The organism is Paenibacillus rigui, assembly GCF_002234615.1.
GTDB lineage: Bacteria > Bacillota > Bacilli > Paenibacillales > NBRC-103111 > Paenibacillus_S > Paenibacillus_S rigui.
In genome coordinates this window covers 41,454-64,540 of sequence record NZ_NMQW01000015.1, presented here as the reverse complement: position 1 = coordinate 64,540, position 23,087 = coordinate 41,454, and the positions used below count along the sequence as shown (strand labels likewise).

Sequence of the window (23,087 nt, the reverse complement as noted above, 5' to 3'; positions counted from 1 at the left end):
GGGGCGGGAGGCAGTAAGCGTAGGTTTTTTTGCTGCGGTTAAAGGCCGGCTTTAGTATACATAGTTAGCTTGGAGTTTCATGACAGACGGAACCCTGGCAACCATTTTTCTGCAGATGAAGAAGAACAGCAATGAAACCGGTTATCCCTGCGGCTGGGGGGAAGTAAGGCTGCGGAGAAATGGCGGTTTGTGCATGTTTTGACGAAGGAGGGGTCAAGTGGCAAATGGTTAAACCCCACAAGAAAAGAGCTCGACACGCATCTCCGATCCAGCGTCGGCTCCAGCAGCCCCTAGGTCGTAAGATCATGGAATATTTGCTCTTGTTCATCGGCTCGGGGCTTATTGCATTGAGCTTTAATTTATTTTTAAGTCCGAATCAGGTGGCGTCCGGCGGGGTTTCGGGAATCAGTATTATTGTGCAGGAAGTACTCGGGATTGAGCCGGCCCTCACGCAGTGGGCATTGAATATCCCTTTATTCATAGTAGGCACCTGGGTATTGGGCGGGCAGTTTGGAGTGAAGACGGCTGTTGGAACGGTTCTGCTGCCTTTGCTTATTTTGTTGACCCGCGGATTGCCGGCATTGACGGACAACCTGCTGCTGGCCGGTATTTACGGAGGGATGCTCGTAGGAATGGGGTTGGGACTGGTTTTTCGGGGGAGAGCTTCAACCGGAGGGCTGGATTTGGCGGCGCAGATGATCCACCGTCTGACGGGCTTGAGCCTGGGGCTGGCTGTGGCTATGCTGGATGGGCTAGTCATTTTAACGGCGGGAATTGTGCTCTCCCCGGAGAAAGCGATGTATGCGCTTATCGGCCTGTTCGTCACTAGTAAAACCATTAATGTCGTACAGCTGGGACTCAGCTATTCCAAGGTTGCGTTTATTATATCGGATGAGGTGGAGGCAATCCGTCAAGCGATACTGGTGGAGCTGGACCGGGGGCTGACTCAGCTTCACGCGACGGGGGGATATACCGGGGAGGACAGGCAGGTCCTCATGGTTGTTGTAGGGCAAACGGAGGTCAGCCGGCTGAAGGAGCTGGTGAAGGCGACCGACCCGGGAGCTTTCGTTATTTTGAGCGATACGAACGAGGTGCTGGGGGAAGGCTTCAAGCTTCACGGATCCCCCTAAGGGCGGTTGTTCACGCGAACTAAACATTGGAAATGAAGCGGCAATTTGAGTTATGATGGATAATATACATCGATAGGTACCGGAACGGCTGATGGGCAGATTAGTTTATACAGGTGGGGACTCCTTTCTCTTATGGGGAGGGAAAATCCGCCTGCGGAGCTTGGTGCTGCTTACAGTTTAGCTTGCATTTTATGCGGGGCTTTTGTATAGGCAGGCTGCTGTTTTTAGAGCTGATTCCGGGCCGCTGTAAGAAAAAGAGGTAAAAAATCCATTGAATTATTATACTTATAAATGTATAATAATACATAGTTTGCATGTGGAGGGAACGGTTATGTCTAACAAATTAAGAGCGGCCATTATCGGGTCAACGGGATACGGCGGGGTTGAATTGATTCGTCTGCTGCTGGCCCATCCTAACGTCGAAATTACTTCCGTCATTTCTTCTTCCAGTGCCGGTGCGCCGATTGCGGAAGGCTTTCCGCATTTGAACCAGATTATGGTGGATGCGCTGGACGGTATTGATGTGGAGCAAATGAAGCAAAAAGCGGATGTCGTCTTCTTGGCGACGCCCCATGGCGTAGCTTCCACGCTGGCTCCGCAGCTGATTGATGCCGGGCTCAAGGTGGTTGATTTATCGGGAGACTTCCGATTGAATTCCGGCGAAGTTTACGAGCAATGGTATAAGCACAAGCCGGCAGACCCGGCATATGTTGAAAAGGCTGTTTACGGCTTGTCTGAGGTATTTGCAGATGAAGTGAAGGATGCGGAATTTATTTCGAATCCGGGCTGTTTTCCTACGGCTACCTTGCTTGGATTGATCCCGTTAGTCAAAGCAGGCTGGGCGGACTTATCTTCGATTATTATCGATTCCAAATCCGGTGTATCCGGTGCAGGGCGCGGACTCAGTTTAACAAGTCATTATTCGGAAATCAATGAAAATTTCCTTGCTTATAAAGTGAACAAACATCAGCATACACCTGAAATCGAGCAGGTGCTCGGACGTGTGGCCGGTGAAGATGTGGTTGTCACGTTTACGACGCATTTGGTGCCGATGACGCGCGGGATTTTGTCCACCATGTATGTTAATCTGAAAGAGAAGCATACGGAAGAAGAAATCATCGAGCTGTATAAGCAGTATTATGAAGGGCGCCGTTTTGTCCGAATTCGGCCTCAAGGCAATTGGCCTGCAACGAAGCATGTTTGGGGTTCAAATTATTGTGATATCGGCTTCTCGCTGGATGCACGCACGGGTCGGTTGACGGTCATTTCGGTGATCGACAACATGGTCAAAGGAGCAGCGGGCCAAGCGATCCAAAACTTGAATTTAATGATGGGCTGGGAAGAAACGACCGGATTGACATTCAGCCCGGTATATCCTTAATTAAGCAGCTTGATGGGTGAGGAGAAGATGACGGTGAGCAAAGCATTTACAGTCGTGCCCGACGGTACGATTACTACGCCTCAAGGTTTTCGTGCAGGAGGACTGCATTGCGGATTGAAAAAAACGGAGCGCTACGATCTGGGCGTCATCGTATGCGACGTGCCTGCGGAGGCAGCGGGCGTGTACACGCTGAATGCCTTTCAAGCGGCACCGCTTCGCGTGACGCAGAAAAGCATTGCCGTGGACGGCAAGCTGCAGGTTATGCTGGTTAACAGCGGCAACGCGAATGCATGTACCGGACAGCAAGGCGAGGACGATGCGTATGCCATGCGTTTGGCTGCTGCGAAGGCGTTCGGCGCAGCCGAGCATCATGTCGGCGTGACGTCGACAGGCGTGATCGGCGAGCTGCTGCCGATGCCGAAGGTGCTGGGAGGCATCGAGAAGCTGCCGGCGCAGGTGAAGCTGGACGGCGGCGAGGACTTTTGCCAGGCGATTCTGACTACGGATCTTGTTCAGAAGATGACTTGTGTGAGTGTGACGGTCGGCGGTAAGAAGGTACATATCGCCGGCGCAGCCAAAGGCTCGGGCATGATTCATCCGAATATGGCGACGATGCTGGGCTTCATGACGACGGATGCGAATATCGAGAGCGCCCAGCTGCAGAAGCTGCTCAGCGCTGTAACGGATTCCACGTTCAACATGATTACAGTGGATGGAGATACAAGCACAAACGATATGGTAGTCGTGATGGCAAGCGGTAAGGCTGAGCATGAGCCATTGACACCGGATCACCCGGATTGGGCGGCATTCGAAGCGGGCTTCCGCTATGTCGGCGAGTACTTGGCCAAAGCGATTGCGAGAGACGGCGAAGGCGCAACGAAGCTGATTGAAGTGAACGTAGCGGGAGCGGAGTCGCAAGAAGCGGCACGCGCGATTGCAAAGACGGTCATCGGCTCCAGCCTGGTGAAATCCGCCTGCTTCGGTGCAGACGCGAACTGGGGCCGCATCATTGCAGCGGTAGGGCGTGCAGGATATCCGGTGAACACGGAAACCGTCGATATCCGTCTTGGCGACATTACGGTGCTGGAGCAATCCAGACCTGTAAAGTTCGATGAAGACCGGGCCGAGGCTTATTTGAAAACCGAGCTGGTCCAAATTTATGTTGACCTGCATATGGGAGATGTGACAGCAACGGCTTGGGGCTGCGACCTGACGTATGATTACGTAAGGATTAATGCCGCATATCGGACATAATACATGGGTTCGAGAGGATCTAATCTATATGTAAGGGGAACGGAACATGAGCGCGATGTGTTTTGTAATGAAGTGCGGCGGCAGCACACTGGCTGCGCTGCCGGATTCTTTTTTTAAAGATTTAAAAGGACTTCAGGATGAAGCCATTATTCCGGTTATTGTTCACGGAGGCGGCCCTGCGATCAACGATACACTTGGCAAGCTGGGGATCGAGACGGAGTTCGTAGGCGGTCTGCGCAAGACGAATGAAGCGGTGCTGGATGTCGTTGAGATGGTGCTGGCCGGTCAGATCAACAAGGAGATTGTCCGCAAAATTCAGCTGTCCGGTGCACGCGCTCTCGGGCTGTCGGGCGTGGACGGCAAGCTGATCCAAGCGGAGCCGGTAGCCAACGCTCATGAGGTTGGGCTTGTGGGCAATGTTTCCCACGTCAATGCCGAGCTGATCCAAGGTGTGGTTAAGATGGGCTATATGCCGGTCATTGCACCGATCGGCCTCGGGGCTGACGGAGGTCAGCGCTACAACATCAACGCGGACACAGCGGCTGGGGCTGTCGCATCGCACCTCGGTGTGGAGCGAATGATCGTCGTTACGGACGTTCCGGGCATTATGAAGACGGTGGACGGCGAGAAAAAGGTGCTCCCGACCGTGACGGTGCAAGAGATAGACGAAATGATCGCGAGCGGTGAAATCTACGGGGGCATGATTCCGAAGGTTCGGGCTGCGGTGCAGTGCATTCAAGGTAAGGTCCGCGAGGTTATTATTGTGAACGGCGCTGAGCCGGAAGTATTAAGCCGCGTGATCAAAGGCGCCGAAATCGGAACGCGTATTGTGAAGTAAGCTGTAAATTAACCATCTGATAAAGGAGTGGATCGACATGGGAGAAGGAGCAAATTCTTTATTTCCGAATTACGGCCGTTACCCGTTGGCATTTGTGAAAGGGGAAGGTAGCCGCTTGTGGGATGAGAACGGAAAGGAATATTTGGACCTCATGTGCGGTCTGGCCGTGACCAACCTGGGCCATGCACCCAAGCAGGTATCGGAGCGCTTGAAGGAGCAGGTTGATCTGCTCTGGCATACAAGCAACCTGTTTCACATTCCGAACCAGGAAAAGCTCGCGAAGCTGCTGACGGATAACAGCTGCGGCGACGCGGTGTTCTTCTGCAACAGCGGAGCGGAAGCGAACGAAGCCGCCATCAAGCTGGCGCGTCGTTATTTTCAGAAGGTGCTCGGAAAGAAGGACCAATACGAGATCATCACGTTCCACCTGTCGTTCCACGGCCGTACCTTGGCAACGCTAACGGCAACGGGCCAGGATAAAGTGAAAGAGGGCTTCGCACCTCTGCCGGAAGGCTTCGTATATGCTCCTTACAACGATGCGGAGGCGTTGGAGAAGGTAATCGGACCTAAAACGTGTGCGATCATGCTCGAGATGGTGCAAGGTGAGGGCGGCGTAAACCGTGCGGATCAAGCATTCGTCAGCAAGGTGGCGGAGCTTTGCAAGCAGCATGGCCTGCTGCTGATCGTGGATGAAATCCAAACGGGCATGGGCCGTACGGGCAAAATGTTCGCATTCGAGCACTACGGCATCGAGCCGGATATTTTCACCTTGGCGAAAGGCTTGGGCAGCGGAATGCCGATCGGCGCGATGCTGGGCAAAGAGAAGCTGCGCGAAGCGTTCTCCGCAGGCAGCCACGGTTCGACGTTCGGAGGCAACTACTTGTCGACAGCGGCAGGTATTGCGACGATGGAGACATTGCTCTCCGAGAAGCTGCCGGAGCGTGCGCAGGAGCTGGGCGGCTACATCGTGAGCAAGCTGTCGGAGCAGCTGTCGGGCAATCCGCTCGTGAAGGAAGTGCGCGGGCTGGGCTTGCTCATCGGTATCGAATGCACGCAGCCGGTGGCTGACGTTATCGCTCGTCTGCAGGAGCAGGGCGTGCTCGTCGTATCGGCCGGACCGAATGTGATTCGGCTGGCGCCAAGCCTGCTGATCGCGAAGGAAGACGTGGACCGCGGTCTGGACGCTATTAGCTCGGTATTGAACAAGCAAGCGGCTGCAGCAGTATAATAGAGCCGGCCGGTCGGCGGAACAAGGGTCGAGGCGGGGCCGGGCCGGGCGGAATCATCCTGAAGCAGCGTCAGTCATCAGGAAGAAGACCCCGCCCGTCCGTGCTGCGGACTTCGATGGGTTGACAGAATTTTAAAAAGGAACCCGGCAAGCAGATGCAAATCTGCCCACTGGGCTAGGATATACATGATAAGATCGAAAGGGGCGAGATCCTTGGCAGGAACCGAACAACAAATGGCAATTGACCTAAAGGGAAGGGATTTCCTTTCCATCGCTGATTTTTCGCCGGAAGAGCTTCACTATTTAATTGATCTGGCTATCGAGCTGAAAAGAAAACAAAAAGAGGGCGAAGTGTACCAGCCGCTGAAGGGCAAGACCCTCGGGATGATTTTCGAGAAATCGTCGACACGGACCCGGGTATCGTTTGAAGTCGGGATGTACCAGCTCGGCGGCCACGCCTTGTTTTTGAGCAAGAATGACCTCCAGCTTGGACGCGGCGAACCGGTATGGGATACGGCGCAAGTTATGTCCCGTTATTTGGACGGCATCATGATCCGCACGTTCGCTCACCGCAAAGTGATTGAGTTGGCACGCGGAGCTACGGTTCCCGTCATTAACGGCTTGACCGACCGTTCTCACCCTTGCCAGGCATTGGCCGATTACCAAACGGTATTGGAGCACAAAGGACGCCTGCGCGGCTTGAAGGTTGCTTATATCGGCGACGGCAACAATATGGTGCACTCCCTGATGATGGGTGCTGCGAAGCTGGGGATTGATTTTGCCTGCGCCTCGCCGCAAGGCTATGAGCCGAATACAGGGATTGTTGCCTCGACGCGCGATGTAGCGGGCCAAACCGGTGCAAAGCTGTATGTGGGCAATGATCCGAAGGAAGCTATTGCAGATGCGGATGTCGTATACACGGATGTATGGGCGAGCATGGGCTTCGAGGAGGAGCAGAAGGAGCGCGAGATCGCGTTCGCGAACTTCCAGGTAAATGAAGAGCTGGCCCGTTATGCGAAGAAAGACTACCTGTTCATGCACTGCTTGCCTGCACACCGCGGCGAAGAAGTGAGTGAAGGGGTCATTGACGGACCGAACTCCATTATATTTGATCAGGCGGAAAATCGTCTGCACGCGCAAAAAGCGATTATGGCTGCAATTATGTAGAACTTTTTCTAAGGAGCGAACTTGAATCATGGCGAAGCAAAAAATTGTATTGGCATACTCCGGCGGCTTGGATACGTCGATTATTTTGAAATGGCTGAAAGAAACGTATGATGCGGAAATTATCGCGTTCACTGCCGATATCGGGCAAAAGGACGAGCTTGACGGTTTGGAAGCGAAAGCTCTGGCCACCGGCGCATCGAAAATTTATATCGACGACCTTCGCGAGGAATTCGCAAAGGATTTCATCTTCCCGATGTTCCAGGCGGGAGCTTTGTATGAAGGACAATATTTGCTCGGCACGAGCATTGCCCGTCCTTTGATCGCGAAGCGCATGGTAGAAATCGCGCGCAAGGAAGGCGCAACGGCAATCGCCCACGGCGCTACAGGCAAAGGCAACGACCAAGTGCGCTTCGAGCTGACGGCGGCCGCTTTGGCACCTGAGCTGGAAGTGATCGCACCTTGGCGCTTGGAAGAGTTCCGTGAAACGTTCCCGGGTCGTGCGGAAATGATCGCTTACGCCGAGAAGCATGGCATTCCGGTAACGGCATCCGCTGCGAAGCCTTACTCCACCGACCGCAACCTGCTGCACATCAGCTTTGAGAGCGGTATGCTGGAAGATCCTTGGTTTGATCCCAGCGCAACGTCGAACAAAGATATGTTCGTCTTGAGCGTAGACCCGGAGGATGCTCCGGATCAAGCGGAATACGTGGAATTGAATTTCGAAAAAGGAAACTGCGTTGGCCTCAACGGCGACAAAATGGATCCGCTCACTGTCATGGAACGCCTGAACGAGCTTGGCGGCAAGCATGGTATCGGCCGTGTCGACATGGTTGAGAACCGTTTTGTCGGCATGAAGAGCCGCGGTGTGTATGAAACACCGGGCGGTACGATCCTGTTCACCGCTCACCGCAAAATGGAGTCCCTCACGATGGACCGTGAGGTTATGAGCCTGCGCGACTCTCTGATTTCCCGTTACGCTACGCTGGTGTACAACGGTTTCTGGTTCGCGCCGGAGCGTCTTGCTCTGCAAGCGCTGGTAGATGAGAGCCAAAAGAACGTAACTGGTACCGTACGTCTGAAGCTGTACAAAGGCAACGTCATCGGCGCCGGCGTACAAAGCCCTGTGAGCTTGTACAACCCTGACATCGCGACGATGGAAGCGGACCCTACCCAGGCGTACAACCAAGGCGACGCGGCCGGTTTTATCCGTCTGAACGCGCTGCGCTTGAAGGTTTCTTCCGGCGTAGAGCAAAGCAAGAAGTAATGAACGGCTTAGGGGCCGCGGCATAGGGAGAAATGAAGCGGCTAAGTCCGGCCTGCCCATAGCGAAGCGGGCTTCCTGCAGTGTCCTCTGGACACTTGGGGAAGCTTGCATCGCTTTTGCTATGTTTTCCCCTTTGTTTTGGGTGCAGGATCACACCTGGCGCATAGGATGTCTAATGCTGTTCGGGGCGATATGTGATATGGATATACGAGTGATGAGCGTAAAGGCGAAGGCAGTATTGGGCTATGGCCCGCGACTGACTCGGGTGCTTTCATTCGGTCGATGCGGGTTGCCATATGGCGGCAGATAGCTGGACGCCACTGTTTTTCTAGAGTACAAAGCTTGTGAGTATGCAATGTTTCTCGAAACAAGCCGAAGGGATGGTGTATTCTCTGGAGGAGTGAAGCGACCGCCTTTGTCCATGGGAAAAGCACGCTGAAAAGCGGATCAATAATTTTCACATGGACAACAACGGTCGGAGAGGATATACCATCCCGGAGGGCTTCTTTTTCAAATTGCACTTGAAGACTCACAAGCCACAATAAGGAGGCAATTACGTTGTCAAAGCTTTGGGGTGGACGATTTACGAAGAAAACGGATCAGTTGGTGGAAGAGTATACGGCTTCCATCCTGTTCGATAAAGAGCTGGCCGAAGAGGATATTCAAGGCAGCCTGGCGCATGTCACCATGCTGGGCAAATGCGGTATTCTTCCCTTGGATGACGTCGAGAAAATCAAAGACGGCCTTCTGAAGGTGCAGCATGTTATTCGCCGCGGCGAAATGGAGTTCTCCGTCAGCGATGAAGATATTCATATGAACATCGAGAAAGCGCTGATCGACGAGGTCGGACCGGTCGGGGGCAAGCTGCATACAGGACGCAGCCGTAATGACCAAGTTGCGACGGACATGCATTTGTACCTGCGCAAGCGCGTTGTGGAATTCGTAGGCTTGCTGAACAAGCTGCAGGAAGCGCTCCTGGAGCAAGCGAAAAACAACATCGACACGATCGTGCCGGGCTACACGCATTTGCAGCGGGCACAGCCGATATTGTTCGCCCATCATCTGATGGCGTATGTCTCGATGTTCCAACGCGATATCGAGCGTCTGCAAGACAGCTACAAGCGGATCAACGTGCTGCCGTTAGGAGCGGGTGCTTTGGCCGGAACGACGTTCCCGATCGACCGTCATTTCGTGGCGCAGCAGCTGGGCTTCGACGGCGTGTACGAGAACTCGCTGGATGCGGTGAGCGACCGCGACTTTATTATCGAGTTTTTGTCCAACGCTTCGATGATCATGATGCATTTATCCCGTTTCTCCGAGGAAATGATTCTGTGGTCCAGCACCGAGTTCCGTTTTATCGAGCTGGATGATGCGTTCTGTACAGGCAGCAGCATCATGCCGCAAAAGAAAAACCCGGATGTTCCCGAGCTCGTACGCGGAAAAACCGGGCGGGTATACGGCAATTTGTTCGGCCTGCTGACCGTGCTGAAATCGCTGCCGTTGGCTTACAACAAGGACATGCAGGAAGACAAGGAAGGCATGTTCGATACAGTGAAAACGCTGCAGGGCGCACTGCAATTGTTCGCTCCGATGGTGAGCACCATGAAGGTGAACAAGGAGCAAATGCGTCAAGCGGTGAATCAGGACTTCTCCAATGCTACAGATATCGCAGACTACTTGGTGAACAAAGGCTTGCCGTTCCGTCAGGCGCATGAAGTCATCGGGAAAACGGTTCTGTATTGTATTCAGAATCAAAAGTTCCTGCTGGATCTGAAGCTGGAAGAATTCCACCAGTTCTCCAAGCTGTTCGAGCAGGACATTTACAAAGTGCTGCAGCCGGAGCAAGTGGTGAACGCCCGTAACGTATACGGCGGTACGGCGAGCAATCAGGTGAGCGAGGCCATCACGCGTGCGGAAGCTGTTGCAGGCAAAACGAACGAGTGGTTCGAGCAATTTTATAACAAAAGCAAATAACGGGCATGGGCAGCGCAGCTCCCCGTAAAAACAAAACCCGGTACACCAAGTGCATTGAAGCTGACAGCTTCTGCACCGACGGTACCGGGCTTTTTTTGCTTATAAGGTAACTTATCTTATAGAGGCGTATTTACTCACAACCTTCTATTGGATGCGATCAAGAGGCAGGATATTTCAGCTTTTCACCGGCTTACCGGTTTCCCCGCTGTCCTTGCTGGCCCCCCGGATGTAATCATAAACCGCACCAGGCTTAGGCCGACGACCACAAGGGCGGATACCAGATACAGCCAACGAATACCGGTATACTGCGTATCCGTACCGAGGAAGTAGCCATGAATGAACGTCATGACGAAGATTGGATAAGAGAGAAGGTGAATGAGAAACCACAGCTTTTTCTTGATTTTATTGCGGATATCCGACGTGAATATAACAAGAAGCATCCCGTATACGGACAGGGTCCCCAAACCGTTCAGCACAGGGGAGCGAGCCGCCGTGAAAGGAATGAATACGCCACTCCAGCTAAAAGGGGTATACGTATCGATCACCGTGATCATCCCGTGCAGCAGACCGAGAGCCATCCCGGTGTTGGTAGACAGGGTATGGATTTTGTACAGCTTTGCCTTGACCTGACCGTTCCAAAAAGGGAAGCCATAGCTGATGCCAAGCCCGATGCCTGCCGTCAGCAAAACAAAGGAAATCAAGCCCAGCACCCGAATGATTTGCCATAGGGGTAATTGTGTTATCCATGTAATCATCTCCATTCACCTCCGTAGCGGGGAGAAGCCGCCGTATTCTTATGAATGTGGCAGTGATCCGTATCAACCTGCTGCCATATCGTTCCCAAGGATTCGGGATTTCCGTAGAAATGGGTTTCCTGATTAGCTGTAAAAAGGAGCGCTTCGTAACGGACTCCTTTGCGGTTCAGCAGAGCCAATCCTTCCTCTGTTCCGAGAACGCACAGCACCTTTGCCCAGACTTCGCAGGCCACCGTATCGGAGTCCTGGCCTCCGGTGACAGTACACTGTACGACGTCGCTTGCGCTTGGCCGCATCGTACGCGGATCAATCAAATGGTGCATCGGGCCATGGTCGGTAGTCCACTGTCTTCCCAATATGCTGGAAGTGGCAGCCGCGCCCTCGGAGAAGGTCAGCCGTCCGAAGCTATCCGACGTCTGCCATGGATGCTCGATGTCGATAATCCAGGGAGCTCCCTCCGCAGAGGCTCCTCCCCAGACCGTCAAGTCGCCTCCGGCATTGATGAGGCCTCTTTTCACCTGCAGTGTATCTCTGAAATAGTCGGCCAGCCTTTTCACTGACCAGCCCTTGACGATACCGCCCAGGTCGAGGCCCGCCTGGGAAGGCAGCTTGACGGACCTCATGGCCGGCTGGATCAGCAGAGGCAGGGGCGGCTGTGCTTCCTCCACAGGCAGGATGCCAGACTTTATCGGCTGGGCGGCATGCTGCAAACGCTCGAATGAATCGCTGTACCCGGCCGAGGTTATGGCATGGTGCAGCAGGGGGTTAAAGATGCCGTCCGTGAGCTGGCGGTAGCTGTCCGCAAGAACGAGTACCTCCAGCATCGTTTCGGAAACAAGGCACGTTTCTCCTGCAAGCCGGTTCAGATGGCTCAGCTCGCTTTTTACCTCAAAACGGCTAAACCGTTCCTCCGCATAATGGAACCAGTCGCGTGCGAGGTCGAGATAATCAGCGGCATCTTCCGGATTGCAGCTCAATGTGATGTCAATATGGGTATTCATGGCCCGAAATTGGAACGATTGATTCGCATCATTGCCTGATGGGATAGCCATGGTGTTGCCCTCCTTTTATAGGGGTATTTCGTAGACAGGTTGTTATCTATAATTCAGGTACGGTTAAGACCGTCCGGTCCGTGTATTCGGCGTCGTGGTGGAGGAGCTGCCCGGATTCATGGAGCCTCCCGAACTGGAATCGCCTGAACGACTTGAGCTTCCTGTACCTCCACTGGAGCTTCCAAAGCCTGAGCCGCCGTTCAGAGAAGCGTCATTCCTGGGAGCGGCATTAGCGCTCTGACGGTGTTTGCGTGAAGAGGGGGCGCTGTTATCCATGCTGGAGCCCTCCTGGCGATTTTGCCGCCATTCCTTCATAACCCCGTCCTGATGATCCTGTGTACTCGCAGTCGGCTGTTCCTTGTTGGGCGATGCATGAGCGTAGGCCTGTTGAAATGCGGCACTGGATTTCACCTCATGAAACAAAAGGACGAGTCCAAGCAGTCCGACGGCACCGATTTTCCATTTGAGCCACTTTGATGTTTTATTCTTCATATGGTTTAGCTCCTTTGAACCGGTTCTGGCAATGGAGCAGAGCCGGATGGTTTATAGTAATTTCATTGCTTATGAGAACATTATGTAACGACAACCTGAGGCAATCTTGAGCATAGGCTGAAAGTTTGCTGAAACCTTGGATAAGGGGGATGCGCCGCGGAAAAAATGAGGTACAATAGGGGTCGGAGGGGAATGTATATATGCGTCAATTAAAAGGAATCAAGATATTGTTGATAGATGATGAGCCGAATATTTTGCAATTTTTGGAGTTTGGCCTGCAAAATGAAGGCTTCGAGGTCATGACGGCACAGGACGGCTTTATGGCGGTCACCGCCGCCAAGGAATTTCAGCCTCATGTCGCCATTCTCGATGTGATGATGCCGGGAATGGACGGGTTTGAAGTATGCCGCATGCTGAAGAAAACGCATAACATAGCAGTCATTATGCTGACGGCCAAGGAAGAGGTGGAGGACCGGATCAAGGGGCTGACGCTGGGCGCGGACGATTATATGAGCAAGCCCTTCAGCTTTGAGGAGCTGCTGGCCCGTATCCACGCAAGAATACGCAATCAATTTCCGAATTTGTTCGGGGAAGTGGTAGCGGGACCATTCCGTATCGACGACCGGCGCAAGGAAATCATTTATGGGGAACAAGTATTAGAGCTGTCGCCGACCGAATATGAGCTGCTGAAATTTTTGGTGATCAACCACGGGCTGGTGCTGAGCAAATCGATGATATTGGAAAAGGTTTGGGGTTACGATTTCGGTGGGGAAGAAAATATTGTGGAAGTCTATATCCGCTCGCTAAGAGACAAGCTGAACGATCGGGAGCATAAGCTGATCCGTACGCTGCGCGGAGCGGGTTACCGAGTCGATTTGTCATGAGTGCCGTGTTTGCCCGCTGCCTCCGCTTTTTTGCGCCTCAATCGCTTCGGTATCAGCTGCTGTCCCGGTCTTTATTTATTCTCGCAGGCCTGCTGCTGTTAATCGGAGTGTTTCAGTATATTTTCATGCAGCAGTTTCTGTATAAGAACAAGGCGGAAACGATGCAAAGTCAGGCGATATCCTTGCCTCGCGAAGCTTGGAACCGGTTTGACCGGGATAGGGACAAAACAGGCGAGAAGGAAAACAATCCTCCGCGGATGGACCGTCCCATGCTATTCGTACCGGAGACGACCATTGCCTACATCGATGCGGAAGGGAATTATAATCTGGTCTCGGAGCCGCCCAACAGCTCGGGTAAGGGACCGAAGCTTTCCACGGAGGCGTACGCGGAGCTGTTGAACAGCGAAGGCAAGCTGCCGTACAGGGTGCTGCAGGACAGTAACGGAGAGGAACAGCTGGTGTCCTTTCAGCCGGTAGGTCCGCGAGGGCGCCCGGTAGGCCTGTTTCAGCTCAGCTCGAGCACAATACCGTTAAAGAATCTGCTGTTCCGGCAGCTCATGACGTTTGTCGGGCTGTCCCTTGTGGCCATGATATTTGGCCTGTTGACCTTTTTGCCGGTGCTTCGCCGTACGCTTGTTCCGCTATTTACGATGGTCGATACGATGGAACAAATTGATGCCGGGAAATTGAATGAACGGCTGCCGGTGCAGCAGGGCCAGCTGGAAATCGACCGTCTGTCCATGTCATTCAACGCCATGCTGGAAAGGCTGGAGGAATCGTTCGAGGCGGAGAAGGAAGCCAAGGAACAGATGCGGCGGTTTATTGCCGATGCTTCCCATGAGCTGCGAACACCGTTGACTTCGATTCACGGGTTTCTGGAAATATTGCTTCGCGGCGCGGCAAGCCATCCGGATCAGCTGGAGAAGGCGCTGAAGAGCATGTACGGGGAGTCCGAGCGGATCAATAAGCTGGTGCAGGATTTGTTTATGCTGGCGCGTCTCGACCGAACGCCGACCTTCGAGGTGAAGGAGGAGCGTCTCGACCGGATGCTGCACGATATGGAGCCGCAGCTTCGGCTGCTGGCCGGTAACCGGACCGTGGCGTTCGCGCTTCAGCCTGATCTGAAGTGCCACTGCAATCAGGATAAAATAAAGCAGGTGGTACTGAACCTGTTCCAAAATGCGATTCAGCATACCGATGCCCAACAAGGGCATATTGAGGTCGCGCTGCGCGAAGATCCCAAGTCGCGAAGGATTGTGCTCTCGGTCAAGGATAATGGTCCGGGCATTCCCGAGGAGCATAAAGCTCATTTGTTCGATCGGTTCTATCGGATTGAAACCTCCCGTGCGCGCAAATACGGTGGAGCGGGACTGGGGCTGTCCATTACGAAGTCTATCGTAGATATACACGGAGGGACGATTGGCGTAGAAAGTGAAGTGGGAGAGGGCAGCACGTTTACAGTGAGGCTCCCCCAAGCTTAAAAACGCATCGAATATTGGAAAAATGGAACCCCGGCCCTTCGCCAATGAGCGAGAGGCCGGGTTTTTCGTAAATAGGGCCTTCTATGCCCCGGAGTGGCACCGCTGATCTCTATAAGCTAAGGAAAGGCAGGCCCCCTGACCCCATCCTCAATAAGCGGGGCCTGAGGCTGGCCGTTGGGCACATGCGGTGAAGCCGTGCCGGCTTGATTCGACGCGTAAATGGTCGGCTGGGCTGAATACGTATCGCGGGAGATCCGCTCTGTGGCGACCCGCTGTCCATTCTGATTTTTGTAGCGGTAGGTTTCCACCACGTAGCCCGGCTGGCCGCTGGACAGCTTTTGGATTTGACCTGCAGGCAGCGTAGGGTTGAGCACATATTTAACGGGGGGCTCCAGCGTCTCGACCGTTTTCGACTCGATGGTGTACGTCACATCCGAAGGAATTTGTCCGAACAGTTTGACTGTGAGTCGGTTCTCGTTGGCAGATGTGCGCAAAAGCAAGTAATGGGGCGTGCTGTTACGGAACCGGAAGTTGATATAGCCGCTGGCGAAGGTTGCATCCTGCCCCAGAGGAACATAGCTGACGGGAAGGGAATGGTTCCGGCGTTCAACAATGTCCAGTCCGGCACGCAGCACGGCATTATACAAGGTGGAGGACACCTGGCAGATGCCTCCGCCAATGCCGGGAACAAGCTTCCCGTTCAGGATGACGGGCGCTTCCCTGAAGCCGAACTTGGCTTCGGTCTCGGCGATATATTTGGCGTAGTCGAACACTTCGCCCGGAGCCAGCAGCAGATCGTGGATGGATGCTGCCGTGGAACAGACATTATGCAGACGACCTTCGCTGTTCTGCGCCAAGGCCGTTGAGAATTCGCTTATTTTCCGCTCAATGCCTTGGGCTTGGAGCGTGCGCATGGTAACAGCCGCTTCCTGCTTGTAGAAGGGCAAGGGAAGGACCGCTACCGGCACGGCGGAGCGGGCCCCCGCAGCGCCGGACGCTCCCTCCGCTGCAGCGACCGTGCCAAGCGCCGGCCGCACCGCGTACAGCTGCCCGATGAGCTTCGCCTCATCGATGCGCAGCACACCCGCGTCGGGCACGTAGCTGATCGCGTCTTGCGGCCCGACGATCCGCTGCGCGTCCACCGGCTGCTGCGCGTAGACGCCGGGGAAGCCGCGCTGCAGCGAGGCGTGCAGCGCTCCGGCGTCGAAGGCCGCAGGCAGATCCCACGCCTGCCGGCGCAGCCCGTAGCGGTACAGCGCCCGCTGGAACGGCGAGCCGGATCGCAGCGGCTGCAGCTTGGCCGTCACGGCCTCCAGCGGGAGGGTGAGGCCGAGCTGCTCGAGCGTCCAGTCCGCAGGCGCGAGCGGCATGTCGCTCCGTTCGCTCGAGATGCGCACGACCTGACCGAGCAGCCGCTGCTTGTGCTCGGCCAGCTGGCGCTCGAACGCATCGATGGACAGGCCGCCGACGGGCCAGCCCTCCAGAGTAATCCCAGGTGGCAGCGTGGACTGGGAGCCGTACCATGCGACGGACCCGCAGGCCGAAGCGGCCACGAGCAGCAGGCCGATCAGCAGCCGCACGATAAGATGGGAATGACGAGCCATGAGACAGGTCTCCTTTGATCATAATCGTTCAAATAGCTAAAACCAACCGCTGAACGAGGCCGCTCATCTTCGCAAGCCTCGATAGAGATTTTATCAGTAGATGAGAAAGGTTAAGTTCTCAACCTTCGTCTACCTTGACAAACGTGTGCCAGCTTGAAAAACGGCTAAGTCGTTTATCCTTTTCCTTGACGGGGCAGCTTGGGTTAAATGAATCTCATTGACAAGCACGGCTCGTACCTTTCTATGTATATGCTTGAAGCCGTATAACTTTCCTGCCCGCACCATTGCCACTCCGTGTGAAGTCATTCCAAATTGTGAAAAAAGTGTTGAAATTCACAAGCAAGCAGAGGATTTTACCTATTTATGTCGAACTTATATTAGCTACAGAAAATTCAGGATGTGATAACGTGATTGAAATGCAGGACGTATGGAAGACGTACCCAAACGGGGGTCACGCACTCAGAGGCATCAGCGTCAAAGTCGACCGTAACGAATTCTTATATGTCGTAGGGCCATCAGGTGCAGGAAAATCGACATTCATGAAATTGATTTATAGAGAGGAAAGACCGACCAAGGGCAGCATTTTTGTGAACGGGTTTAATCTGGAGAAGCTGAAGCAGCGTAAAATTCCTTACATTCGCCGCAATATCGGGGTGATCTTTCAGGATTTTCGCTTGCTGCCAAAGCTGACCGTAGCGGAAAATGTCGCTTTCGCGATGGAAGTGATCGAAGCTCCGAAGAAATTGATCCGCAAACGGGTGAGCGAGGTGCTGGAGCTCGTGAACCTTCGTGACAAAGCCGGATCCTTGCCGACCCAACTGTCCGGGGGAGAGCAGCAGCGGGTTGCGATTGCGCGTGCGATTGTGAACAATCCTTCGGTAATCATTGCAGATGAACCCACAGGGAACCTGGATCCGGAAACGTCCTGGGGCATTATGAAGCTGATGGAGGAAATTAATTTCCGGGGCACCACCATCATCATGGCTACCCACAACAAAGAGATCGTGAACACGATGCGCAAAAGGGTGCTTGCCATTGAGCAGGGCCAAATCGCGCGTGATGAAGCAAGGGGTGAATACGGCTATGAGGATTAACACAGGGGTCCGCCACTTACGGGAAGGCGGCAAAAATGTGATCCGCAATGGCTGGATGTCATTCGCTTCAGTGAGCTCCATTGCTATTTCGTTGTTTATATTAGGGATCTTTTTGCTGCTGACGCTCAATGTCAATTATTTGGCCGAGCAGATCGAGCAGCAGGTAGAGATCAAGGTGTATTTGGACGTCAACGTACCGAAGGAGCAGGTCGCCCCTTTGCAGAATGAAATCGCTGCACTGCCGCAGGTGGACAAGGTGACCTTCGTGTCGAAGGATGAAGGACTCGTTTACTTGAGAGATAAGCTGGGGGAGAACGGCAAGCAATTAACCGAAGGCTATGAAGGGGAGAACAACCCGCTGAACGACTCGTTCACGGTGGAGGTAACCCAGCCGAGAGAGGTTGCAACGGTTGCCCAGAAAATTAACCAAATCAATACAGGTAAGCCGAGCAAACCGATCTATCGTGTCAGCTATGGCCAAGGCACCGTGGAAACGTTGTTCAAGGTTACGCAAATCGTTCGCTATATCGGTCTAATCCTTGTAGCCGGGCTTGCCTTGACGGCGATGTTTCTCATTGCCAATACCATCAAGCTGACGATTGTAGCCCGGCGCCGGGAGATTGCGATTATGAAGCTGGTCGGTGCGACGAATTCCTTTATTCGCTGGCCGTTTTTTATAGAAGGTATGCTGCTTGGGGTAACGGGTTCAGTCATTCCTGTTGCGCTGCTGCTGTACGGCTATTATGAGCTGATGAATTTCGCGGACGCGAATTTGAATATGCTGATGGTCAAGCTGCTCCCGTTTCAGCAAATATCTTTGACGCTTTCAGCACTGCTGCTCGGCATTGGTATTATGATCGGGATCTGGGGAAGTATGCTGTCGGTCCGTAAATTTTTGCGTGTGTAGCAATTGCCCGGCCACGGGTAAGTATCAGGGGAGGAAACAAAGGTTGAAGAAGACTTTTCTGTCTCTCGTTGTCACTACAGGCTTGATTGGAACGCTGATGACGCCGCAGCTCACTTATGCCGTATCCGGTTCGCAGAAAATTGAGCAGCAGCTGAACGATTTGAAGAAAAAGATATCGGCTTCGCAGCAAAAGGCGACCACCGCACAAAATGAGATTAACAAAGTGCAGAAGGATAAGCAGCAGGTGGAAGCGGACCTCAAGGTGCTTCAGAAGCAAATTGAGGATTCCAATGTGAAGCTGAATACCCTGAACGATCAGATTTTTAATACGAAAGCGGAATTGAAGGATATCGGCCAGCAGGTGGATGAGGTGGAGGCGCAGATTGAAGCGCGTGATGCGCTGTTAAAATCCCGCCTTCGGTTGATGTATATGAACGGTGTTGTGTCTTACACGGACGTTCTGCTCAATGCGACCAGCTTCGGCGACTTCCTGGATCGTTTGTATGCTCTGAAATCGATTGCCAGTCAAGATAAGAAGATACTGGAGGATAACCAGCACGATCGCGCGGTGAAGGTGGAAAAGGAAGCTCAATCGCAGAAGAAGCTTGCCGATTTGAGCGATCTGTATGGTCAGCAGTCCGCTACGAATGCGGATCTGCAGCAGAAGGACAAAGAAAAGCATGTGCTGATTGCAAGTTTGGACAAGAAGCAAAAGGAACAAGAGGAAATTACGGAAGACGAAGAAGCGAACATGATCGCATTTGCGAAGCAGCAGTCCACGCTGATGGCCGCCAAGCGGAAGCAGGAGGCGGATGAAGCAGCCGCCCGTGCGGCTGCGGCGAAAGCCAAATCCGGAAGCGGCGGCGGTCCGCTGATTACCCCTTCGTTTGCAGGCGGTAAGTTCGGCTACCCGCTGCCGAAGCTGGCTGTGATGTCCTCGGACTACGGTTACCGCTCGGATCCTTTTACCGGTGCCAAGAAGCTTCATAAAGGGATTGATCTGGCGATGCCGAATGGAACGGACATTTTGGCAGCAGGTGATGGCGTCGTTATTGTGGCCTCCTGGTGGAGCGGCTACGGCAATACGGTCATTATCGACCACGGTGGCGGCTACTGGACGCTGTACGGTCATATCCGCAACGGCGGCACGGTAGTCGAGAAGGGCGATACGGTAAAACGTGGACAGAAAATCGCAGAGGTCGGCTCAACCGGTGAATCCACCGGCAACCATCTGCACTTTGAAGTGAGGGTCAATTCGGAGCCGGTCGATCCGAAGCCTTACTTGCGTTAACCGCTGTTAATAATTTCTAATGGCTTGTCATATACTACAAATGAGTGAGTTGGCCTCATAGGGACGAGTGGATAAAAGGCGGTGTGGAAGAAGCAATGACATTTAAAGGTCGTACGGTATTGGCATTTATTTTGTTGGCTATGTTCGCCAGCAGCATTATGACGCTCACGATCGTGAATCCGTCTATCTTTGCCGTAGCGGGCAAGGAGGGGACTGCAGCAGTCAAGTCAGGCTTGACCACCAAGGATTTGAACAAAATCTCGACGACGTATTCATTGATCGAGAACAAGTTTCTTTCCGACGTGGACAAGGAGAAGGTCGTGAACGGGGCCATTAACGGAATGCTCTCGACGCTCGAAGATCCGTTTACGGTGTATATGGATCAGAATGAGGCGAAGCAGTTTGATGAGAGCATCACCTCCTCGTTCCAAGGAATTGGCGCCGAAGTATCCTCCGATGACGGGAAGGTGACGATTGTCGCACCGATTAAGGGCTCGCCGGCGGAAAAAGCGGGCTTGCATGCGAAAGACGTCATTTTGTCGGTCAATGGTGAAAAGCTCGACGGGCTTACCCTCAACCAGGCGATTATGAAAATCCGCGGTCCCAAAGGGACGCAGGCGAAGCTCGAAATCGTCCGTCCGGGAACGCAGGACCCTATTCAGATGATCGTCGTTCGTGACGATATCGATGTGGAAACGGTCTATGCGGAGATGATGTCCGGCAATATCGGCAAAATCGAGATCCGTCAGTTTTCCAGTAATACGGCCAAGCGGTTTAAAGACGAGCTGGCTAATCTGGAAGCCAAGGGCATGAAGGGCTTGATCATCGACGTGCGTAATGACCCGGGCGGCTTATTGTCCGCTGTCGTCGAGATTGTAGAGCCGTTCGTGGCAAAGGGGAAGCCGATCGTGAAGATTGAGAACCGTAAAGGTGAGATTGAAGCGACGAATTCCCAAGGCACCGGCAAAAATTACCCGGTAACCGTGCTGATCAACAAAGGAAGTGCAAGCGCCTCGGAGATATTGGCAGGGGCTCTGCACGATTCGGCCGGCAGCAAGCTGGTCGGAGAGACGAGTTATGGCAAGGGTACGGTGCAGGTAACGTTCGAGAAGGAAATGGGAGACGGCAGCAACATCAAAATGACCGTGTACAAGTGGCTGACGCCGAATGGAACATGGATTCATAAAAAAGGAATTGCGGCGGATATCCCAGTCGAACAGCCGGCCTACTTCAAAGTCGCGCCGCTCAGCAAGAAATCGACCTTGAAGCCGGATTCGAACTCCGAGGATGTTAAGAACCTGCAGATCATGCTGGCGGGGCTTGGCCTAAGTCCGGACCGGTCCGACGGATATTTCAGCGAGAAAACGGCACTCTCGGTCAAGGCGTTTCAGCGGACGCAAAATCTGCCGATCACCGGAGAGGTGGACGCGGAAACGGCCAACCGTCTGGAAAAAGCGATTTTGAACGAGATTAAGGATCCGAAAAACGATGTGCAGCTGAAGGCCGCTGTACAGCAAATTCAGACGCAAATGGCCAAATGATCCCGGTAAGCCGGAAGGCTTGACGGGGGCTCCTCCAACCGGAAAGTTAAGGGGCTGGGAGGAAATTGAATACAGCACGTCGAAAAGATTAGGAAGGCTGGGTTGTCCAGCTTTTCTAATCTTTTTTAGGTAGGTAAGAAGTATGAGTTTCATATACTTCGGTTACCTTGGCAAACGCGTGCCATCTGGAACGATGGCGAAGCCGTTTATCCTTGTATTCATCTTAGGTGGCAATTACTTAGACAAGCAAGCCGTTCCACGAGATACGGCGAAGCCGTTATCCAAGTAAAGGAGCAGTCCGATGGCCATGTTTATGGAAGTGGTACAAAAAGGGCTTCACGCCCTGCTTCAACTGTTAACCCATCCGTTCTACTATGTAGGCATTATATTCATTGTGCTGCAGTATCGCAGACAAATCCTGTTTGAACGAAAGCTGTTTCATACCAAGCTGCATTCGCTGGTGTCGGAAACGTGGCGCACCGTGCTCTGGGGCTGGATCGGCGGACTGTTAGCCTCCGTGCTGATGGCCGTGGTGGGAGCCACCATTCAAGCAGAGGCGATCCTTCTGCTGTGGATCGTTTCGCTGCTGCTGATTTTGTTTCGCGTACGCTTTCTGTGCTGGGCATATGCGATCGGTGTGATCGGTATACTCCAAGCGGTTCTCGGTTGGTTCCCGTCCCTTAGCCTTCTTGGCTCCTCGGATGGAGCTGCATGGTTTACAGGCGCATTGCAAAGCCTGAACATGCCGGCGCTGCTGGCGCTGGTAGCTGTGCTCCATTTGGTGGAGGCGTTGTTCGTCCGCCAACAGGGGACGCGCACAGCGACGCCGATGTTTTACGAAAGCAAGCGGGGCAAAATCGTCGGAGGCTACCACCTGCAAGGGTTTTGGCCGCTGGCGCTGTTCCTGCTCGTCCCTATGCAGGGGGCGAATACGGTCCCTCTACCGTGGACACCGCTGCTGGGCGGAGATCTGTGGAGCGGTGGCTGGACGATCGTCGGCTTTCCGGTCATGATCGGCTTTGCCGAGATGACGCGCTCCCGGCTGCCGAAGGAGAAGGTGCGCATGAGCGCGAAGCTGCTGGCAGGTTACGCCGTCGCTGTGCTGCTGCTGGCCATACTGGCCAAGCTGGCGCCTGTGCTTACGGTACTATCGTCGCTGCTGTGCATCGCGCTGCACGAAGGGCTTCTCGTCTACAGCCGTTGGGACGAGGCCAAGCGAAGCCCGATCTTCGTGCATGATAAGCGAGGCTTGAAGATCCTCGCGATCCTGCCGAACAGTGCCGCTGCAGGGCTGGAGCTGGAGGCGGGGGAGATCATTCACAAGGTGAACGGAGTCGCCGTTCATACCAAACGGGAGCTGCATCAAGCGATGCAGCTGAATTCAGCCTTTTGCAAGCTGGAAGTGCTGAACTTGGAGGGAGAGACCAAGTTCGTGAAGCACGCGCTGTTTTCCGGGGAGCATCACCAGCTCGGTATCCTGCTAGCGCCTGATCAAGAGGCGATGTACTATGCGGAAGAAAAGCAAACACACATTATCGCTTATGTAAGGAAAAAGCTCGTCGGATTGCTCAGCAAGCCTTCCTCGGGCACCAAGCCGATGTAAGCGGCAAGACCAGCCGGACCATTCTATGGCCGGTCTCCTACAAAAAAAAGCTGTCATAACGCAGAAATGCGTCTGACAGCTTTTTTTGAGTAGATAGGAAAGTATAAGTTTCACAACTTTCGTCAACCTTGACAACGCATGCCATCC

Annotated in this window: 20 protein-coding genes; 16 read left to right on the top strand and 4 right to left on the bottom strand. The window is 53.6% G+C overall.

Annotated elements, in window-relative coordinates; genetic code table 11:
• Positions 1–224: 224 nt before the first annotated feature.
• The 8 genes from CF651_RS10470 (at position 225) to argH (ending at position 10,236) form a co-directional block, all read left to right on the top strand.
• Positions 225–1,130 (top strand): YitT family protein, encoded by a 906-nt coding sequence (locus CF651_RS10470; protein ID WP_094014806.1) that lies wholly within the window; start codon positions 225–227, stop codon positions 1,128–1,130.
• A gap of 331 nt (positions 1,131–1,461) precedes the next feature.
• Positions 1,462–2,511 (top strand): N-acetyl-gamma-glutamyl-phosphate reductase, encoded by a 1,050-nt coding sequence (argC, locus tag CF651_RS10465; protein WP_094014805.1) that lies wholly within the window; start codon positions 1,462–1,464, stop codon positions 2,509–2,511.
• A 27-nt stretch (positions 2,512–2,538) separates the two neighbouring features.
• Positions 2,539–3,765: a bifunctional glutamate N-acetyltransferase/amino-acid acetyltransferase ArgJ gene (gene argJ, locus CF651_RS10460; RefSeq protein ID WP_094014804.1), complete on the top strand. Its 1,227-nt coding sequence runs from the start codon at positions 2,539–2,541 to the stop codon at positions 3,763–3,765.
• Between the two features lie 46 nt (positions 3,766–3,811).
• On the top strand, positions 3,812–4,603 hold the full coding sequence (gene argB / locus CF651_RS10455; RefSeq protein WP_094014803.1) for an acetylglutamate kinase: 792 nt from the start codon (positions 3,812–3,814) through the stop codon (positions 4,601–4,603).
• 37 nt (positions 4,604–4,640) lie between these two features.
• A complete protein-coding gene (locus tag CF651_RS10450; protein ID WP_094014802.1) occupies positions 4,641–5,831 on the top strand; it encodes an acetylornithine transaminase in 1,191 nt (396 codons plus the stop codon).
• Positions 5,832–6,065: 234 nt separating this feature from the next.
• On the top strand, positions 6,066–6,998 hold the full coding sequence (argF, locus tag CF651_RS10445) for an ornithine carbamoyltransferase (RefSeq protein ID WP_245855825.1): 933 nt from the start codon (positions 6,066–6,068) through the stop codon (positions 6,996–6,998).
• A 28-nt stretch (positions 6,999–7,026) separates the two neighbouring features.
• Positions 7,027–8,262, top strand: a complete 1,236-nt coding sequence (locus CF651_RS10440; protein WP_094014800.1) for an argininosuccinate synthase — start codon at positions 7,027–7,029, stop codon at positions 8,260–8,262.
• Positions 8,263–8,820: 558 nt separating this feature from the next.
• Entirely contained in the window at positions 8,821–10,236 is a 1,416-nt protein-coding gene (gene argH / locus CF651_RS10435; RefSeq protein WP_094014799.1) for an argininosuccinate lyase, read from the top strand.
• A 182-nt stretch (positions 10,237–10,418) separates the two neighbouring features.
• On the opposite strand, the gene CF651_RS10430 is transcribed toward argH, so the two are convergent.
• The 3 genes from CF651_RS10430 to CF651_RS10420 all read right to left on the bottom strand — a co-directional run bounded on the left by CF651_RS10430 (position 10,419) and on the right by CF651_RS10420 (position 12,535).
• Positions 10,419–10,991 carry a ferric reductase gene (locus CF651_RS10430; RefSeq protein WP_094014798.1) on the bottom strand — a complete coding sequence of 191 codons (573 nt, stop codon included), beginning with the start codon at positions 10,989–10,991 and terminating at the stop codon, positions 10,419–10,421.
• The gene (locus CF651_RS10425) at positions 10,988–12,043 is read right to left on the bottom strand and encodes an FAD:protein FMN transferase (protein WP_094014797.1); all 1,056 of its coding nucleotides are present in this window, start codon (positions 12,041–12,043) and stop codon (positions 10,988–10,990) included. Before CF651_RS10425 ends, CF651_RS10430 begins: the two co-directional genes overlap by 4 nt.
• 63 nt (positions 12,044–12,106) lie before the next feature.
• Complete coding sequence (locus tag CF651_RS10420; RefSeq protein ID WP_094014796.1) at positions 12,107–12,535, bottom strand: hypothetical protein; 429 nt, start codon at positions 12,533–12,535, stop codon at positions 12,107–12,109.
• 200 nt (positions 12,536–12,735) lie between these two features.
• Between CF651_RS10420 and CF651_RS10415 the strand changes: the two genes are divergently transcribed.
• A complete protein-coding gene (locus CF651_RS10415; protein ID WP_094014795.1) occupies positions 12,736–13,419 on the top strand; it encodes a response regulator transcription factor in 684 nt (227 codons plus the stop codon).
• On the top strand, positions 13,416–14,900 hold the full coding sequence (locus tag CF651_RS10410; RefSeq protein ID WP_094014794.1) for a sensor histidine kinase: 1,485 nt from the start codon (positions 13,416–13,418) through the stop codon (positions 14,898–14,900). Before CF651_RS10415 ends, CF651_RS10410 begins: the two co-directional genes overlap by 4 nt.
• Positions 14,901–15,016: 116 nt before the next feature.
• On the opposite strand, the gene CF651_RS10405 is transcribed toward CF651_RS10410, so the two are convergent.
• A complete protein-coding gene (locus CF651_RS10405) occupies positions 15,017–16,504 on the bottom strand; it encodes a VanW family protein (RefSeq protein WP_094014793.1) in 1,488 nt (495 codons plus the stop codon).
• Positions 16,505–16,911: 407 nt separating this feature from the next.
• On the opposite strand from CF651_RS10405, the gene ftsE reads away from it, so the two are divergent.
• The 6 genes from ftsE (at position 16,912) to CF651_RS10380 (ending at position 22,940) form a co-directional block, all read left to right on the top strand.
• On the top strand, positions 16,912–17,598 hold the full coding sequence (gene ftsE / locus CF651_RS10400) for a cell division ATP-binding protein FtsE (RefSeq protein ID WP_094014792.1): 687 nt from the start codon (positions 16,912–16,914) through the stop codon (positions 17,596–17,598).
• The gene (gene ftsX / locus CF651_RS10395; RefSeq protein WP_094014791.1) at positions 17,588–18,505 is read left to right on the top strand and encodes a permease-like cell division protein FtsX; all 918 of its coding nucleotides are present in this window, start codon (positions 17,588–17,590) and stop codon (positions 18,503–18,505) included. The genes ftsE and ftsX overlap by 11 nt, the downstream gene beginning before the upstream one ends.
• A 43-nt stretch (positions 18,506–18,548) precedes the next feature.
• A complete protein-coding gene (locus CF651_RS10390) occupies positions 18,549–19,796 on the top strand; it encodes a murein hydrolase activator EnvC family protein (protein WP_094014790.1) in 1,248 nt (415 codons plus the stop codon).
• A 95-nt stretch (positions 19,797–19,891) separates the two neighbouring features.
• Complete coding sequence (locus CF651_RS10385) at positions 19,892–21,337, top strand: S41 family peptidase (protein WP_094014789.1); 1,446 nt, start codon at positions 19,892–19,894, stop codon at positions 21,335–21,337.
• 142 nt (positions 21,338–21,479) lie between these two features.
• Positions 21,480–21,626, top strand: coding sequence for a hypothetical protein (locus CF651_RS32235; protein ID WP_179232760.1), 147 nt, complete (start codon positions 21,480–21,482; stop codon positions 21,624–21,626).
• Positions 21,627–21,638: 12 nt separating this feature from the next.
• On the top strand, positions 21,639–22,940 hold the full coding sequence (locus CF651_RS10380) for a PDZ domain-containing protein (RefSeq protein WP_094014788.1): 1,302 nt from the start codon (positions 21,639–21,641) through the stop codon (positions 22,938–22,940).
• Positions 22,941–23,087 lie beyond the last annotated feature (147 nt).

Excerpts from the sequence above, each read along its gene's own strand:
- CF651_RS10470 (WP_094014806.1), top strand. The coding sequence starts at position 225 with ATGGTTAAACCCCACAAGAAAAGAGCTCGACACGCATCTCCGATCCAG.
- argC (WP_094014805.1), top strand. The coding sequence starts at position 1,462 with ATGTCTAACAAATTAAGAGCGGCCATTATCGGGTCAACGGGATACGGC.
- argJ (WP_094014804.1), top strand. The coding sequence starts at position 2,539 with ATGACGGTGAGCAAAGCATTTACAGTCGTGCCCGACGGTACGATTACT.
- argB (WP_094014803.1), top strand. The coding sequence starts at position 3,812 with ATGAGCGCGATGTGTTTTGTAATGAAGTGCGGCGGCAGCACACTGGCT.
- CF651_RS10450 (WP_094014802.1), top strand. The coding sequence starts at position 4,641 with ATGGGAGAAGGAGCAAATTCTTTATTTCCGAATTACGGCCGTTACCCG.
- argF (WP_245855825.1), top strand. The coding sequence starts at position 6,066 with ATGGCAATTGACCTAAAGGGAAGGGATTTCCTTTCCATCGCTGATTTT.
- CF651_RS10440 (WP_094014800.1), top strand. The coding sequence starts at position 7,027 with ATGGCGAAGCAAAAAATTGTATTGGCATACTCCGGCGGCTTGGATACG.
- CF651_RS10430 (WP_094014798.1), bottom strand. The coding sequence starts at position 10,991 with ATGATTACATGGATAACACAATTACCCCTATGGCAAATCATTCGGGTG.
- CF651_RS10425 (WP_094014797.1), bottom strand. The coding sequence starts at position 12,043 with ATGGCTATCCCATCAGGCAATGATGCGAATCAATCGTTCCAATTTCGG.
- CF651_RS10420 (WP_094014796.1), bottom strand. The coding sequence starts at position 12,535 with ATGAAGAATAAAACATCAAAGTGGCTCAAATGGAAAATCGGTGCCGTC.
- CF651_RS10415 (WP_094014795.1), top strand. The coding sequence starts at position 12,736 with ATGCGTCAATTAAAAGGAATCAAGATATTGTTGATAGATGATGAGCCG.
- CF651_RS10410 (WP_094014794.1), top strand. The coding sequence starts at position 13,416 with ATGAGTGCCGTGTTTGCCCGCTGCCTCCGCTTTTTTGCGCCTCAATCG.
- CF651_RS10405 (WP_094014793.1), bottom strand. The coding sequence starts at position 16,504 with ATGGCTCGTCATTCCCATCTTATCGTGCGGCTGCTGATCGGCCTGCTG.
- ftsX (WP_094014791.1), top strand. The coding sequence starts at position 17,588 with ATGAGGATTAACACAGGGGTCCGCCACTTACGGGAAGGCGGCAAAAAT.
- CF651_RS10385 (WP_094014789.1), top strand. The coding sequence starts at position 19,892 with ATGACATTTAAAGGTCGTACGGTATTGGCATTTATTTTGTTGGCTATG.
- CF651_RS32235 (WP_179232760.1), top strand. The coding sequence starts at position 21,480 with ATGAGTTTCATATACTTCGGTTACCTTGGCAAACGCGTGCCATCTGGA.
- CF651_RS10380 (WP_094014788.1), top strand. The coding sequence starts at position 21,639 with ATGGCCATGTTTATGGAAGTGGTACAAAAAGGGCTTCACGCCCTGCTT.